This window comes from Pedobacter sp. (assembly GCF_031119335.1).
Lineage (GTDB): Bacteria > Bacteroidota > Bacteroidia > Sphingobacteriales > Sphingobacteriaceae > Pedobacter.
On record NZ_JAVHXT010000010.1, the window covers coordinates 1 to 15,706 of the forward strand.

A 15,706-nucleotide genomic window follows, 5' to 3' on the forward strand; every position below is an offset into this window, starting at 1 on the left:
CCCCCTTACCCCCTCCAAAGGGGAACACTAATTGCTTAGGCATTTTGCATATCCCTCGTCGAGGGGGCAGGGAGAGGAATTTAAATTTTTATTGAATTTCTTTCTTCCTATTAAAAAATCTTTGGATGAAGTAAATAGCTACAAAACCTAAGAAAATATAAATTCCGTTTAAAGCAGCTTCAGAATCATCATTGTAAATACTAATGGCTACAAACAAATATGCAGCGATAAAAATGATTGGCATTAACGGATATAGCTTCATAGTGTATATGGTGTTTTTATCCAAATGTGCAGTTTTCTTACGTAGGTAAAAAATGGTTGCAGCAGAGAAAATCATACCTGCACCATCCATAAAAATGGTGTAGTTTAAAATTTTATCGAAGGTTTGCGCATAAAACAAAGTGATAATAGAAAGGATGGTAAATAAAGTTAAGCTCACTACCATTACATCATTTTTCTTCGTTTTCTTGGTGAAGACTTTTGGCAGGGCGCCTTCTTCGCCCATGGCGTACATGGCCCTAGGATTACTCAGCAAGTTAACGTTTACATAGCCCAACACCGAAAGAAAAATTAACACTGAAAGTATGGTAAAACCCGTTGGTCCAAATATCTGCCCCGCTAAAATTGCCGCAATACTCTGTGCCGATTTCAATTGCTCAAAGCCAATTACTTTTACATAGGCGTAGTTAATAGCCATGTACAACGTGATGATAATTCCCAAACCAACAAGTATTGAACGTGGAATAACTGTCTTGGCTTCTTTTGCCTCACCGCCAAAATTGATGGTTTGCTGGTAGCCGCCAAAACTGAAAGAGACAGCAATTAAACAGATGCCGAGCGCTTTTCCGTAATCGCTCCAAGTGGCAGGCAGTCCATCTGCTGTGCTGAAAACTGAAGGAAGCTGTTGGGTTTGTCCACCAAAAAATATGGCGCAGATTAAGGTAATTACCATTACCAGTTTAATGATGGTAAGTACATTTTGCGTTCTGGAACTGGTTCTCAATCCCAATAGGTTAATGGTATAAAAAATGATGATACTGACCAGGCCGATCAAAATTCGATGATCATTGGTTTGCATTTCTACTGGAAATAGTGCTTTATTCAAATATTCGGCACCAATTAAAGAAACTCCTGCTACCGAGGCCGCATTGCTTACTACAATAATGCAGTTAATGGCAAAAGCAATAGAAGGGTGGTAGCAAACCGAAAAGATCTTGTAATAACCGCCAGTTACCGGAAAACGAGAACCAATTTCGGCGTAGGTTAGCGCACCACAAAGGGCAACGAAACCGCCAACTATCCATGCTAAAAAGAAAAGTTCGGGAATTTGAGCTTTTGCGGCTACGTTAACTGGGGTGCGGAAAATACCCATGCCTATTACAAGGCTTACCACAATCATGGATAGGTCGAAAAGGGATAGTTGCTTTTTCTCTGGGTTCATTTGAGTTTTTAGTTTGTTGGTTTAGGTTTATGCTTCACGTCATTGCGAGGCACGAAGCAATCTTAAAGCGATTAATTCACTAAAGTAGTAAGATTGCTTCGTGCCTCGCAATGACGAACTGGCTATTACAAGCCCAATTTAACAATAAAAAGCTGCTCAACAATTTCATCCTTAAAAAAATACAAAATAAGCAAGTTGGAATTGTTTAAATGTGGAAATCTAGCCGAGAAAAGCGCCTAAAATTGATTAAATTTGTAATGCTGATTTATCCCAAATCGGTACCCAAATTAAAAGGAGTATTATGGCAGAACCTATTTACAACGAAGACAGTATTAAATCCTTAGATTGGCAAGAACACATTCGCCGCCGTCCGGGTATGTATATTGGTAAGTTGGGCGATGGTTCTGCACAAGATGATGGAATCTACGTGCTTTTGAAAGAAATCATGGATAACTCGATTGATGAGTTCATGATGGGAGCAGGTAAAACGATCGACATCAGCTTGCACGAACATAAAGTAATTATTAGAGATTATGGTCGTGGCATCCCCTTGGGTAAAGTGATAGATTGTGTGTCTAAAATGAATACCGGTGGTAAGTACGATAGCAATGCTTTCCAAAAATCGGTAGGGATGAACGGGGTAGGTACCAAAGCTGTTAACGCCCTTTCTACTATTTTTGTGGTGCAAAGTTACCGCGATGGCAAAACCAAAAAGGTAGAATTTAGCAAAGGTTTGGTAACGCTGGAGCATCCAGAAATTGAAACTACACAACGCAACGGAACTTCTATAACATTCCACCCAGATGAAACTATTTTTAGGAACTACCACTACATTGCCGACTTTGTAGAGAGCATGATTTGGAACTATGTGTTCTTGAATACGGGCTTGACCATCAATTTCAACAACCAAAAGTTTTTCTCAGAGCGAGGTTTGTACGATTTGCTTTCGAGACAAAATAAACCAGAGGAAATTCGGTACCCAATTATTCATCTGAAGGGACACGATATAGAAGTAGCCATGACCCACGGGCAGCAGTATGGTGAAGATTACCATTCTTTCGTAAATGGACAGTACACCACACAAGGCGGAACACACCAAGCGGCATTTCGTGAGGCTGTAGTGAAAACCATCAGAGAGTATTACAATAAAGATTACGACGCTTCGGATGTTAGAGCATCTATTATTGCAGCTATTGCGATTAGGGTACAAGAGCCTGTTTTCGAATCTCAAACTAAAACCAAATTGGGTTCTGAAAGGGTAGCCCCAGATGGCCAAACGGTACGTACTTTTGTGAATGATTTCTTGAAGAAAGAACTTGACGATTATCTGCACAAGCACAAAGACGTAGCTGATGCCATTGAAGCTAGAATCAAGCAGTCGGAACGTGAGCGCAAAGACATTGCAGGTATCAAAAAGCTAGCGAATGATAGGGCTAAAAAAGCATCCCTACACAATAAAAAACTTAGAGATTGCAAGGTTCATTTCAATAGCAGCCACGAACGTAGATACGAAACTACCTTGTTTATCACCGAGGGAGATTCGGCTTCTGGGTCTATCACCAAATCTAGGGATGTAGAAACACAGGCAGTATTTTCGCTAAAAGGTAAGCCCTTAAACTGCTACGAATTAACCAAAAAGGTAGTTTACGAAAACGAAGAATTTAACCTTTTACAGCATGCGCTGAATATTGAAGATGGCTTGGAAGGTTTGCACTACAATAACATCGTAATAGCTACTGATGCAGACGTGGATGGTATGCACATTCGTTTATTGATGATGACTTTCTTCCTGCAGTTCTTTCCAGATTTGGTAAAGGCCGGTCACGTTTATATTTTGCAGACACCATTGTTTAGGGTAAGGAATAAAAAGGAAACTATTTATTGTTATAGCGATGAAGAACGCCGTAATGCAATTTCTAAATTAGGTGGTAAACCGGAAATTACCAGATTTAAAGGGTTAGGAGAGATTTCTCCAGACGAGTTTGGATTGTTTATTGGAAAAGATATTCGCTTGGATCCGGTAATTTTAAAAGAACAAACGATTAAGAGCTTATTGGAATATTATATGGGTAAAAATACCCCCGATAGGCAACAACATATCATCAGAAATCTACGCATAGAGAAAGACGAGGTAGATAAGGAGTTGGCAGAAGCCGAAGAAATGGAAGTTGCTTTAGAGGTGTAAGTTGTAGGTTTTCAGTGTTTTGTGTTTTGTATTTCTTAAGATTGGGTTATATTTGTTCGAAAAACAAATTCTACCTATTCTGAGGGTATAATTTTTGCAAGTTGTCTAAACTTTGTGTGAATTATATTAACGCATGACCATTAATACCAAAAAGAATTCGGCTCGTTACGGGCTCATCGTTGTTCTTATTTTAGCGCTGTTTATTTCAGCAATCTTTTTCTATACCCGAAATAATCGGATAAGCATTCTATCAGCAAACGTAAATCAGCTTACTTACCTAGAAAGCGATTACAGTTCATTAGATACATGTATACTTTTGCTATATAGGGCAGATAATAACTGCAGACTTTTCGAAGCAACAGGCAATACCTCTTACATAAAGCAATTCAACAAGGGTATTACCAGGGTTTCTGGTATATTAGATACGCTAAAAATTAATGAAAGTAGTGCCCCGTATTCTCAAAATATTAAAGGGCTTGTAGAACAAAAGCGTATAAAGATACAAACCTATTTGATGCTTAAAAAGCTTACAGATAGTTTGTATCATATTAATGCGGTAATAGATACTGTAAAGGAACGCACCTTATTAAATGGTACGGGTTTTACCAGGCAGAAACGTAAAAATACAGTAGTAATTGATACAATTAAACCTCCTACCGAACAGGTTAAAGAAAAAAACCTGCTGGGGCGTATAGCTGATGCTTTTTCAAAGAAAAAGAAGAAAGAGCAAACATCAACGCTAGTTAAAAAGGAAATTACGCAAGATAGTTCATTGACAAAAACTGAATATACTGGCGACCAGATTAAAAAAATCAGCGATTATTACCGTAACCTATATGCCGCAAACAAAAAATTAAAAGACAACGAAATTGAAATTCTTAGGATCAATTCTCGAATTATTAATGAAATTGTTTTTTTACTTCAGAACTATAAGAAGAAGGACGCAGCTTTTCTGGCTGAAACGAAAAAGAATATCCATTTTGATTTAGAAGATACCTTTAAGAGTATTAACAACATTTACATTGTCATCTTTATTTTATTGATGATTTTGGTTGCAGTTATTTTGTTTAATCTTTGGAAAATCTACAGTAATGAAGGTAAATTGATAGACTACGGACATAAGGTATCTCAATATGCCCAATCCAAAAGTAGGTTTTTGGCCAATATGAGCCACGAAATTCGTACACCTTTAAATTCGGTAATTGGTTTTTCAGAGCAGCTTAGTCAAGATAATCTTTCAACGCAACAGAAAGAGCAGGTTGATGCCATCAAAACATCATCAGAGCTGTTGCTTGATTTGGTTAATGACATTTTGGACTTCTCTAAATACGAAGTTGGGAAAATTACTTTCGATAAGGTTTCGTTTGCACCAGCCGATGCCATTAATGAGGTCGTAAACAGTGTAACTGTTTTGGCATCTAAAAAAGGTCTAATCTTAAATAAGCAAATATCATTTAACTCGAATTTATTTTTATTGGGCGATTCATTAAGGTTGAAACAAGTTATCATGAATTTGTTAAGTAATGCTATTAAATTCACCAACACCGGGTCGGTAACGCTCAAGGCTGATATTGTTTCTACGTCTAAAAAAAGAGTTAGTTTGAAAATGCAGGTGATAGATACAGGAATTGGTATTGAAGAGAAAGATGCAGACGTAATTTTCGATGAATTTTCGCAGGTAAATTATGCTACGGCAAAAAATATCCAGAAGGGTACAGGTTTAGGGCTGGCTATTTGTAAAAAAATTGTTGAGCTACAAGGAGGGAAAATTGGATTGGCTAGTAAAATTGATCAAGGTTCTACGTTCAGTTTCGAAATACCGTATGAGCTTTCTGAAGGTAGTACGGATAAACAGAAAATGCTGGCAACTTCAAATGTGTCGCATCTTGAAAATAGGAAAATTTTATTGGTGGATGATAACAAGATGAACGTTTTATTGGCGCAAACAGTAGTTAAGAAATACGGCATTATTACAGATACCGCTTATGATGGTGCAGCAGCTTATCAGCTATTTGAAAATAATTCTTATGATTTGGTACTGACTGATGTTCAAATGCCGGTTATGGGAGGTGTAGAACTAACCAAATTGATTAGGGCAGACAAAAGTAAAAAGAAAGCTGCAATTCCTATTTTGGGTGTAACAGCTAATGTAATTGAAGAGGATAGAGATAGATATTTAGCGGCCGGCATGGATGGTTTGGTGTTAAAACCATATTCTGAAAAAGAATTGATAGATAAAATTGCGGCTTACTTAGATAAGTAAAATACCAATTTCACGGTATATACTTGTTGTATTGGATGGCTAATTTTGGTCAATAATTATGTTGAACCATGAACAAACGCTTAACACTCACTGTCATTCTAATAGGTTTTTCTAGCTTAGTATTAGCACAAAATTATAGAGCATTTGAAGATCTAAAAAGTGGTAAATGGGGCTTTGAAGATCCATTGAATGGAAAGGTAGTCATCCAGCCGAAATATCAGTTCGCCTACAGCTTTACTGAAGGATTAGCATCGGTACAGCTCAATAACCTTTGGGGTTACGTTAATGCCAAAGGCGAAGAAATTATTCCCTTTAAGTTAACTTTTGCAGGCTCGTTTACTAACGGGAGTGCAAGTGTTACCGATGAGAACTATCAATCTTACCATATCGATAAAACGGGTAAGCCTCTTTATCTGGAGAAATATGAAGTTGTCTTTGAGTTTTTCGAAGGACTTGCAGCCGCTAAAAAGAACGAAGCATGGGGTTACATCGATAAGACAGGTAAAACTATAATCCCATTTAACTTTGATGATGCAGGAAATTTTAAATACGGCAAAGCAATAGTAGGATTGGGCGGTGCCGAGAAGAAATTTGGTGTGATCAACAAACAAGGAAAAATTTTAGTGCCAATCACATCAAATTCTAAACCCTATTTTTCTGAAGGTTTGGCATTTATCGATGATGCGAAGAAAGTAATAGTTGATACATTGGGAAAAGTGGCGTTTCCTGTAAATCAATATACATTTGTTTATCCATTCAGGGAAGGTATGGCTGTAACGGATAAAAGTGAGCAAGAAGGAATTAAACTACTTGGGTATATCAATAAGCAGGGAAAAGTACTAGTGCCATCTATATATGATGAGGCAGCTGATTTTTACGAAGGCATGGGGTCAGTGGCAAAAAATGGCAAATTTGGTTTCGTAAATAAATTAGGAAAGTTAGCAATCTCATTGCAATATGAAGCTTCGCACAGTTTTGATGGAGGGTTAGCAGCGGTGCAAAAGGTGGGTAAATGGGGTTATATCGATAAAAATGGTAAAGTAATCATACCATTTCAGTTTCAAACACCTGGCTTTTTCTACGAAGGTTTAGCTGCCGTAGAAAAAGATGGGAAATACGGTTTTATCAACAAATTAGGTAAAATGCTTATTCCTTTTCAGTATGATGACGTGGAGTACAGTTTTAGAAATGGGGTTGCAAGGGTTGTTAAAGACGGCGAAGCATTCTATATCAATAACAAAGGTCAGCGATTATAATGCTGACCCTGCTTTTTATTCCTTAACTGGCGGAGCAATAGTATCTTCTGGGTGCTGTGGTGGTAGCTCCTTTACCTCTTTTTCTACCACAATGGTTTTCAAGTGCACCGCATATTTCGAAGGACTAATTCCGGTATCGAACTTTTCGGCATAAGCTTGGGTAAATTCGGCTCCGAAATATAAGATCACGGCAGTGTAGTAAATCCAAACTAATATGACTATCACAGAGCTTGCTGCGCCAAAAGCAGAACCAGGGTTGCCTTTTTCAATGTAAATACCAATCAGGTACTTACCTAAACTGAAAAGCAATGCGGTAAACAAAGCACCAACTAAGGCTGGTTTCCATTTCAAGTTTACATCTGGCAATACCTTAAAAATAATGGCAAAAATGGTAGTTACCACAGCGATGGTTAACGCGTTGGTGACGATGAGCATGAGCCATTCGGATACCTCTTCGATGCCAATTCTAGAAGCATAGGTATCTAATTTCCCCCCTATACCTACAACAACACTATTAACCACCAGCGATACCAACAGTAGGAAACCTAATGAAGCAATTAGCGAAAACGACAATAAACGATTAGTAATTAACTTTTTCCAGCCCTTTTTAGGAACCGCCTTTACTTTCCAAATTAAATTGATACTGTCTTGTATTTCAATGAAAATTGCGGTAGAAGCTATCGCCAACGTAGAAATACCAATAATTAGCCCCATGGTACTACGTCCGGTAAGGTTGGCGTTGTTTACGAATGTGCGTAACTGATTAGCAGCATCGGCACCTATCATTTCACTTATTTCCCCAAATAATTTAGTGTTTGGATCCATATTATCGCCCAAAATTAGCGTTGCAGAAGAGATGATAATAATGATAAGTGGCGTTAGCGCAAAAATAGTGTAATAGGCCAATGCAGCACTTAACTTCATTACACGGTCTTCAACAAAGCCTTTTCCAGCCGCAATAAACAGGTGGTAAGTATGGATGAAGAATGCTTTTATTTTGCTAGGTATTTTTTTCATGCGTAGAATTATTAACTTGAATGTTTCGAAGATATTTCGTTTTATTCAATCATTCAAAATTTATTCATTTCTAATTAGAACGGATATCCAATGCCAATATTCAGTACTAAGTTATCTCTTCTCCAGCTTTTGCTTCCAAAGTCTATGTCGTTAAGTACCCATCGCTGTCCGCTTGGCAAGAAAGGTTTACGAATAGGGAAGGCGCCATCTAGGCGGATGACGAAAATGGTCGCATCTACCCTTAAGCCAACTCCCGTTCCAACTGCCAACTCATCAAAAGAGTTTTTCAACTTAAACTCCGAGCCTGGTCTTTCGGGATCCTCTTTGCGTAGCCAAATATTTCCAGCATCAACAAAAGCAGCTCCGTGTAAGATACTCACCAATTTAAATCGCAATTCTGAGTTAATCATCATTTTGATATCACCACCTTGGTCGGCAAGAAACGCATTTGCAGCTACTTGATGTGTACCCGGACCAAGCGATCTGGCTCTAAAAGCCCTGATGTCATTGGTTCCTCCTGCAAAAAACTGACGAACAAATGGGAGCGAGCTGCTTCCGCCGTAGGCATAACCGTAGCCTAAGTTTAAGCGATTAGCCCAAATTACGGTTGGTGTTACTTTGTAGTAGTTACGTAAATCGGTTTCTACCCTAACAAATTGCGTTAAAGCGGTGCCGAATATTTCACGTTTTCCTTCTCCGTTTTTAGGTACAAACAAGCCCCAAACATTTCCGCTGGTTTCTAAACCTCCAAAGAAATACAAGTTGTTACGACGTTTCTCTTGCATTTGGTTGGTGTAGGTAAAATTGTAATTGCTACCTATAATGAATTGATCTTGTAAGGTGTACTCTAAACCTGGGTTTTGTCTGTAAAGTTCTTCTAATGCACTTTGGTCTTTATTTTTTACCGCAGTTACCAAGTTAATAGAGGCTGGGTTAAAATTATGTTCCTTAAACTGATTTTCTTTCCAGTTGTAGCCATATTGAGCTCTAAATGAGTTGAGTTTGTAAATGGTATCTCTGCTCAATAACTGATAACCTAAAGAAATAATAGTTTTAGGTGTAAAGGCATTTGTGCTTTTAGGCTTGTAAAATGGAACAATAAATCGTGGCAGAGTTAACTTCGCTTCGCCGGAAAGAGAATAAGAATTGATGCCTTTCGATTGCCCGCTATATTGTGTTTCGAAACCACCACTTGCACTTACATCCAACTGTTCAGCACCTTTGAAAAGATTGCGAGTAGTTTGGGTGATTTTCAGTTCAGAACCCACAAAGTTGTTTGATTTGTTGGTTCCTGTAATCGAAAACGTTAATGAGTTCTTCTTCAATGGGGTAAGGTAGATGTTCAAATCTAGCTGATTGTTCTTGAAACTGTCTATCGGTAAAAATTCTGCCCTTACATCTTGAAAAGCACCTAAATTTACCATTCTGTTTAACGATTGGTTATGGTCTTTTCTGTTGTATCTTTCTCCTTTTTTGAAGAACACCAATCTGTCGAAAATTCTAGATCTAAATGTGTTCCTATTATCGTAGATATTGAAATCGTTGTATTTTTCGGGTTCTAAACTTCTCAGTAAACTGTCTCTTCTTAAACTGTAGCTAGGATATATATTGATGTTCCTGATGGTGTAAGGTTTCATTGAAGCTTCTGGCGCAATATTCTTTATGCGCACATTCACATTTACCAAGTTTTTCCCAATGGTACTGTCCACCTGCAAAATCAAATGTTCTGGACTGAAATAGAAGTAACCGCTTTCTTTCAAATCGTTATCAATTCTGATACGTTCGTTTTTGTAGGTTTCTAAATCGTAAAAATCACCAGATTTTAAAAGAGTTTTATCTTTATTTTGATTGATGATATGAGTTAAATCGCCAGTATCTGGTGGAAAAGTTACCTTGTTGATTTTATAACGAATGCCAGTATTGGCGGTATAAATCGCCTTTCCACGTCTTCTTTTGATTACAGTATCTCCAGTAACTTCAGCTTGCAAATATCCCTGGCTAATCAAATAGCTTTTTAAAACATCGTTGTTAAATTTGATTTTCACCTCGCTCATTAGTACGGGTGCTTCACCAACTTTATTTCGCAACCAATTCCTAATTCCTTTTGGCTTTTTAGGTTCGCCGGCTAAATTATAGATTAAAAGCTTAGGCCTTAAGCCTAAAATAGATTTATTAGGACGAGGTCTGGTTTTGCTTTCCAGTTCTTTTCTTACCTGTTTAGCTCTATCAATTTTAGATGAAGAATCTGGATTGATCTTAACTTCTGAACCGATATATAAGTTCTGTCCGGGTTTAAGATAACGGGTGTTGCTACAATTGGCAAATATTGAACATGCCAATGCGAAAGCTCCTATTTTAATTAGTTTCCTCATTTTTCGGTCTTTGTTCAACATTGTTTCTATTTCTACGTTTTTGGAATATTTCTTTAAATCTATTATAATCTACTACTAAGGTGAAACCTAAGCCAGTTTCAACAATTTGGCCTTCTACAACACTTTCGGTTTGGTTACGTCTGTAGGCACGTAAGCGATAACGACCATCTCTCGACAGTGCATATTCTACGTTCACATTATCAGCTATGCTGGTTGCATTTTGGTTAGCTTGCTGCGGACCTTCCAATGCAAATGAGCTACCAACGGTTACAGTTAACCTGTCGTTAAGTAATTTCTTCGATAAGCCCACTTCCAAATCGGTTTTTTGCTCTAAGCTGCCGGTAGAATAATCCTCAGATGAGTTCACACCAAAGTTTAAATCAACCCCTTGAATTAAATCTGAAGCTAAATTATTTAACTGCTCAGTTAGTAATTTACTTACACTAGAACGGGCTAGGGTAGATACACCGCCACCGCCGCCAGCCAAGCTTTGGAACGGATTATTGGCGATAAACCTATTCAATGCCAATAAAGCGAAAACTTGCTTGTTTAATTCGTTTTCATCTCTATTTACCGTTTGTAATTTGGTGTAGGCCAAGCTTCCAATTTCGGTACCTCTTTCGTTTTCAGGCAAATCTATTTTAAATGAAATGATAGGTTTTAACAGCTCGCCTTTCATATACAAATAAACTTGAAATGGCAGTTTCGTTTTCGCCTGCACCAAATCTGGTTGGTTTAGCAAATCTATTGGAGCCGCGTTAACTTCGTACAAAGCTGTTAAATTAACATTGGCTTCTGTAGGTTCGCCTGTCCAAACTAAGGTACTTCCTTTAACCAATCTGAAAGGCTTTTTACCTAGCGGACCAACCGATAAGCTGTAAGAACCATCTACCACTTCGTAACGACCCGTCATGCTAATTTTACCACTTGGATCCATGGTTGCATTCAAATCAGCTTCACCTTTAATGGTCAGCATATCGCCGTTTGATGGGTCTACCACTACATTTAGTTCAGCTTCTGGATCAACATTGATATCGGCCACCAAATTAATTCCTTTAATGGCAGATCGGTTCAAGCTATCTACTTTCAAATCTCGTTCGCCGTTGAACGGTGGTGCATCTTCATCGATAAACTGAACAATTCCTTCCTGATCAATAACCGATGGGTCGTTAATTGGCATTGCATAGAAGAATTTGGTACCTTTTTCTACGGTAACGTTCATGTTTACGTCTGGCTTGTTCATATCGCCTCTAACACGGATATTGCTACTCAGGTAAACTGTTCCGTAAATCATTTCGTTGTCTTCGGCAGTAGAGTTCATTGCTCTGAAATTATCAGTTTTGATATCTAGCGCAAAACCTACGTTGCTAAAGTTGCTGGTATTAATTGAACCGTTGATGGTAGCTTTTTTACCTAATGAATCCACCAATGTGAAATTATTAAAACGAACGCCTTGGTTATTAAAAGCAATTTCTTGGGTTGGAATATTGAAATAAGAATTGATGTAGGCAATTCGCATACCTGCATCGTTAAATTTCAACGCACCTAAAATTTGAGGTTTGCTAGGCTCGCCCTTAACAGTAAACGCTCCAGAAATCGTGCCTTTACCTTCCTTAATTTGTCCTGCACTTACACTTTCTATTTGTTGTAAATCAATTTTATTGATGTTTATGTTAAGATCTAAACCACTTTGCGGTGCGGTATAATAAAAACCGGTTGCCGACAGCTCATGTACGCCTCGCAAACTCACATCAACCTCAAAAGCATTTTCTGTATTGTTGTTCACTACTGCCTTTAAATCGCCCAACTCGTCTTTTTGGTAACGCAATTTATTGATAGTTAAGTCGGCTTCAAATTTAGGAGTTGAAACTAGATCCTTCACATCTACCGTTCCGTTAATGGCGCCACCAACTAGTGCGGTATCCGTTTCTGCAAACTTCATTAAGGTTTCAATTTGGAAATCCTTAAATTCTACTTTAAGCGGTGCATTTGGTTCTTCAGATGTGCTGTTGATGCTCAGCAATTGCGAACCTTGGCTAATATTAAACTGATGAGCCAATATTCCCGATTCGCCAAATTGGATGTAATTTTCTGGAGCTACCGTCCATTTTTCATAGTCTAACAACAATTTTTCGGGATCTAAATTGAAACGGAAATCCTTGTTGATCGATTGGAAAATGCCGGCAATTACATATTTGTCCTTGCGTTGTCTATCGCGTAAGAAAACATTTAGATCTAATTTGTTATCTACAGCTGCGCCAGAAATTTCAGTGTTAAACAAAGCAATAGATGTATTTTGAATACTGTTAACGAATAACCTGTAGTTCAGTTTTTCGGCATCGTTATTCACATTCAGTTTAATGCTGTCGAGATTTATACCGTTGTAAGTCACTTTCGGAAAAACAGCATTCATTAGTAAACTGTCATTCTCCGTATCAACTAAGCCGCTAATTCTCGATGGTGCAAAGGTAGTTAGGGCAGGTACGAAATCTTGCAAAAACTTAGGGTTGTAAATGTTTGCCGTAAAACGGATGCGCTGTGGTGGTATATCGGTTACCTCGCCAAATTGGTAGTATTTGTTAATTTGGTTGATAATCGCATTGCCAACTTTGCTTAACTGATATTTTCCATCAACATTAGCGTTTATCAGTTCCGATTTTAATACCAATTTATTCTCTGTTGCTGTAGAAACTGCGTTTAATTGGATGGTGTCAATATTAAACTTCTTTCCTTCTTTTACCAATTGCAAGCCAGTGGCAAATACATCTCCGTTCAGATAATCTACATCTGCAGTTTTAATGTCGGCTTTGATATTTCCTGCTAACCTAAATTCTGTAGTGCTAAAGTTTAATTTTTGCAAATCAATTTGTTTGAGTGCCAAATTTGCTTTCACTGCCGGATATTTCCCTCCTAAATCTGCATTGGCTGTTAACTCGAAATTGGCATTGCTATCTGGCATGTTTCCTTTTATCGCTACTTTTTCATTAGCATAATTACCTGATAATTGCAAGTTTCGATAATTGTATTTGTTGTAGTAAGCATTCAAAACCGTAGCGTTAAATTTCGCATTGATTTTCTTTGCATCTAAGCCAATGCCAACTACATCAGCCTTTGCAGAAACTCTGCCTAAAGTTGGTTGTTGCTTTAGCAATCTGCCCACGTTAAAGTTGTTCAAACTTACATTGGCTTTGTAGTTTTCCTTGCCTTTAGGGCCGTTCATAGTTGCAGCTAAAACCGCACCACCCATATCCGAATTTACATTCATGTTGGTGGTGAAATCTGTCATAGAGCCTCTGAATTTTCCGTTGGCATCAATCACATTTGGCAGTTCGATACTTGCTGGCAACGATTTTTTTGGAACCAATGCCAAAATATCACCTTTGGTAATATGCACCTTCTTGATGTTTAAATCTAAGAAAGCCTTATTTACATCGGTAACGTTATTAGCCTTTCCATTAATATCTATTTGAATATTTCGCAAACCACTAATTTGTAGCTGAGGGATATTTAAGCTATTCAGATAACCATCTACTTTGGCATTTACTTTAATTTTTTGATTGCTGTACTGCGCAGGTAGCGCATCGCTGAAATAAGTAGCATCTTTTAAACCAATGGTGGTGTTTTTTAAATCGATAGCTAATTTAACACGCTCCGGATTTTTGGTCAAATCATCCAATGAGCTGAAAGTTAAATCAGTTTCGTTTTCTATACTGGTATTGGGAGTTTTCAGTACGAAATTACTCAGCTTAATTTGTTTGTCGTTATAAATGGCATCACCTCGTAATGTGTTAAGTACAAACCCGCTTTTGTCGCTTAAAGAGCCATTTTTAACCTTGGCAGTAATACCTGCTGCGCTGTAGTTTACCTCTTCGGCACCTAAGTTTAGGCCTTTAATATCTAAGTGGTTAAAATCAATTCCTTTTTTCAAAGGTTTGGCACCCAAGTTATTAAATTGAAGGTGGTTATTTACCAAGTTGATTTTCTTAATTGCTAAAGCCAAGGAAGATTGGTCTGCAACAACTGTATCTTTTACTTGATCCAAATCGTTGGCTGGCGCAGGTTTAAATGCAAATTTCACGAACGAATTGCTAAGTTCGGCATTGTCTGTAGTGTACTTTCCGTTGGTTAAATCAACTATTAAATTTTCGAAAGCAAACTTATTAATGTTAGCAACGGCATTGGTTGTGGTAAGCTGGTCGTCGTAATTAACCTTTACATTGTTAAACTCGAATTTCTCTACTTCAATGGTGGGTAATTTGCCCGCTTCTTTCTCTGCACTATCTACACTATTTGTAATATGTTGCACCATTTGTACCAATGGTTTTTGTTGTAGATAAAGTAAAGAAGTATTGTTAACCGCAAAATTTTTGATCACATATTTTTGGTTCTCCAGATCGAAATCTTTGATCTTGGTTTCTAGCTTACCTAAGTAAAATTTTACGTTATTGCCAGCTACATCATCCCGATAGGTAAGCCCAATATCCTCAAATAATACTTTATCTACCGAAAATTTAAGGGTAGATGTGGTGTCTTTATCTACCTGTTCTTCGGGTTTTTTTTGGTCGCTGGCAAAGGCATCAACTAAGAAAGAAAAGTTAAAGGTAGTATCTGGACTTACACGTTTTACGTTGGCCCTGATGTTTTTAAGCTCAATGTAATTTACTTCAACCGTGTTCTTCAATAATTTAAACAAACTAATATCTACTTGAAGCTTCTCGGCATACAATAGCGTGTCTTTCTTTAAATCTTCGATATAGAATTTATTAAGCACTATATCTTTTGGAAGGGCAATTTTTATGCTCTCTAGGCTAACTTCGGTTTTGGTTTTATTCTTAAGATAGGTAATGGCTTTGTCTTTTACAAAATTTTGTACGGCGGGAATATTAAGAGAGACAGCAACAAGCACCAACAACAAAATAACGCTGGCGATTATCCATAAAACTACTTTAAGACCTTTTCTAAAATACTTGTTCAAGCGAGATAATTATTTGATGGTTCAAGATATGTTATTTAATTAAAATTGGTGCGTAACCAGTAAATCAAACAACGAATATTGAAGAAAGTTTTAAAACTAACATTAAGTTTTTAGATGTAAATGCTCTATTTTTTGATTAAACAGCATTATTGTACGAAGTGGACTATGCATGTTTCGCTAACATAATTATGGCCGAC

At 37.6% G+C, this 15,706-nt stretch carries 7 protein-coding genes; 3 read left to right on the top strand and 4 right to left on the bottom strand.

What is annotated here, in order from left to right; genetic code table 11:
• Nucleotides 1–88: 88 nt before the first annotated feature.
• A complete protein-coding gene (locus tag REI64_RS11645; protein WP_308850295.1) occupies nt 89–1,441 on the bottom strand; it encodes an APC family permease in 1,353 nt (450 codons plus the stop codon).
• Nucleotides 1,442–1,742: 301 nt separating this feature from the next.
• Here REI64_RS11645 and REI64_RS11650 point away from each other — a divergent pair, with 301 nt between their 5' ends.
• The 3 genes from REI64_RS11650 to REI64_RS11660 all read left to right on the top strand — a co-directional run bounded on the left by REI64_RS11650 (nt 1,743) and on the right by REI64_RS11660 (nt 7,145).
• The gene (locus tag REI64_RS11650) at nt 1,743–3,626 is read left to right on the top strand and encodes a DNA topoisomerase IV subunit B (RefSeq protein WP_308850296.1); all 1,884 of its coding nucleotides are present in this window, start codon (nt 1,743–1,745) and stop codon (nt 3,624–3,626) included.
• 133 nt (nt 3,627–3,759) lie between these two features.
• Nucleotides 3,760–5,889, top strand: coding sequence for an ATP-binding protein (locus tag REI64_RS11655; protein WP_308850297.1), 2,130 nt, complete (start codon nt 3,760–3,762; stop codon nt 5,887–5,889).
• A 68-nt stretch (nt 5,890–5,957) separates the two neighbouring features.
• Nucleotides 5,958–7,145 carry a WG repeat-containing protein gene (locus REI64_RS11660; protein ID WP_308850298.1) on the top strand — a complete coding sequence of 396 codons (1,188 nt, stop codon included), beginning with the start codon at nt 5,958–5,960 and terminating at the stop codon, nt 7,143–7,145.
• 15 nt (nt 7,146–7,160) lie between these two features.
• Here REI64_RS11660 and REI64_RS11665 read toward each other — a convergent pair whose 3' ends face one another.
• The 3 genes from REI64_RS11665 to REI64_RS11675 form a co-directional block, all read right to left on the bottom strand.
• Nucleotides 7,161–8,162: a YihY/virulence factor BrkB family protein gene (locus tag REI64_RS11665; protein ID WP_308850299.1), complete on the bottom strand. Its 1,002-nt coding sequence runs from the start codon at nt 8,160–8,162 to the stop codon at nt 7,161–7,163.
• A gap of 74 nt (nt 8,163–8,236) precedes the next feature.
• Nucleotides 8,237–10,534, bottom strand: a complete 2,298-nt coding sequence (locus tag REI64_RS11670; protein ID WP_308850300.1) for a BamA/TamA family outer membrane protein — start codon at nt 10,532–10,534, stop codon at nt 8,237–8,239.
• Nucleotides 10,518–15,509: a translocation/assembly module TamB domain-containing protein gene (locus tag REI64_RS11675; RefSeq protein ID WP_308850301.1), complete on the bottom strand. Its 4,992-nt coding sequence runs from the start codon at nt 15,507–15,509 to the stop codon at nt 10,518–10,520. The genes REI64_RS11670 and REI64_RS11675 overlap by 17 nt, the downstream gene beginning before the upstream one ends.
• Nucleotides 15,510–15,706 lie beyond the last annotated feature (197 nt).

Coding starts and splice junctions, on each gene's coding strand:
- REI64_RS11645 (WP_308850295.1), bottom strand. CDS start 1,441: ATGAACCCAGAGAAAAAGCAACTATCCCTTTTCGACCTATCCATGATT.
- REI64_RS11650 (WP_308850296.1), top strand. CDS start 1,743: ATGGCAGAACCTATTTACAACGAAGACAGTATTAAATCCTTAGATTGG.
- REI64_RS11655 (WP_308850297.1), top strand. CDS start 3,760: ATGACCATTAATACCAAAAAGAATTCGGCTCGTTACGGGCTCATCGTT.
- REI64_RS11660 (WP_308850298.1), top strand. CDS start 5,958: ATGAACAAACGCTTAACACTCACTGTCATTCTAATAGGTTTTTCTAGC.
- REI64_RS11665 (WP_308850299.1), bottom strand. CDS start 8,162: ATGAAAAAAATACCTAGCAAAATAAAAGCATTCTTCATCCATACTTAC.
- REI64_RS11670 (WP_308850300.1), bottom strand. CDS start 10,534: ATGAGGAAACTAATTAAAATAGGAGCTTTCGCATTGGCATGTTCAATA.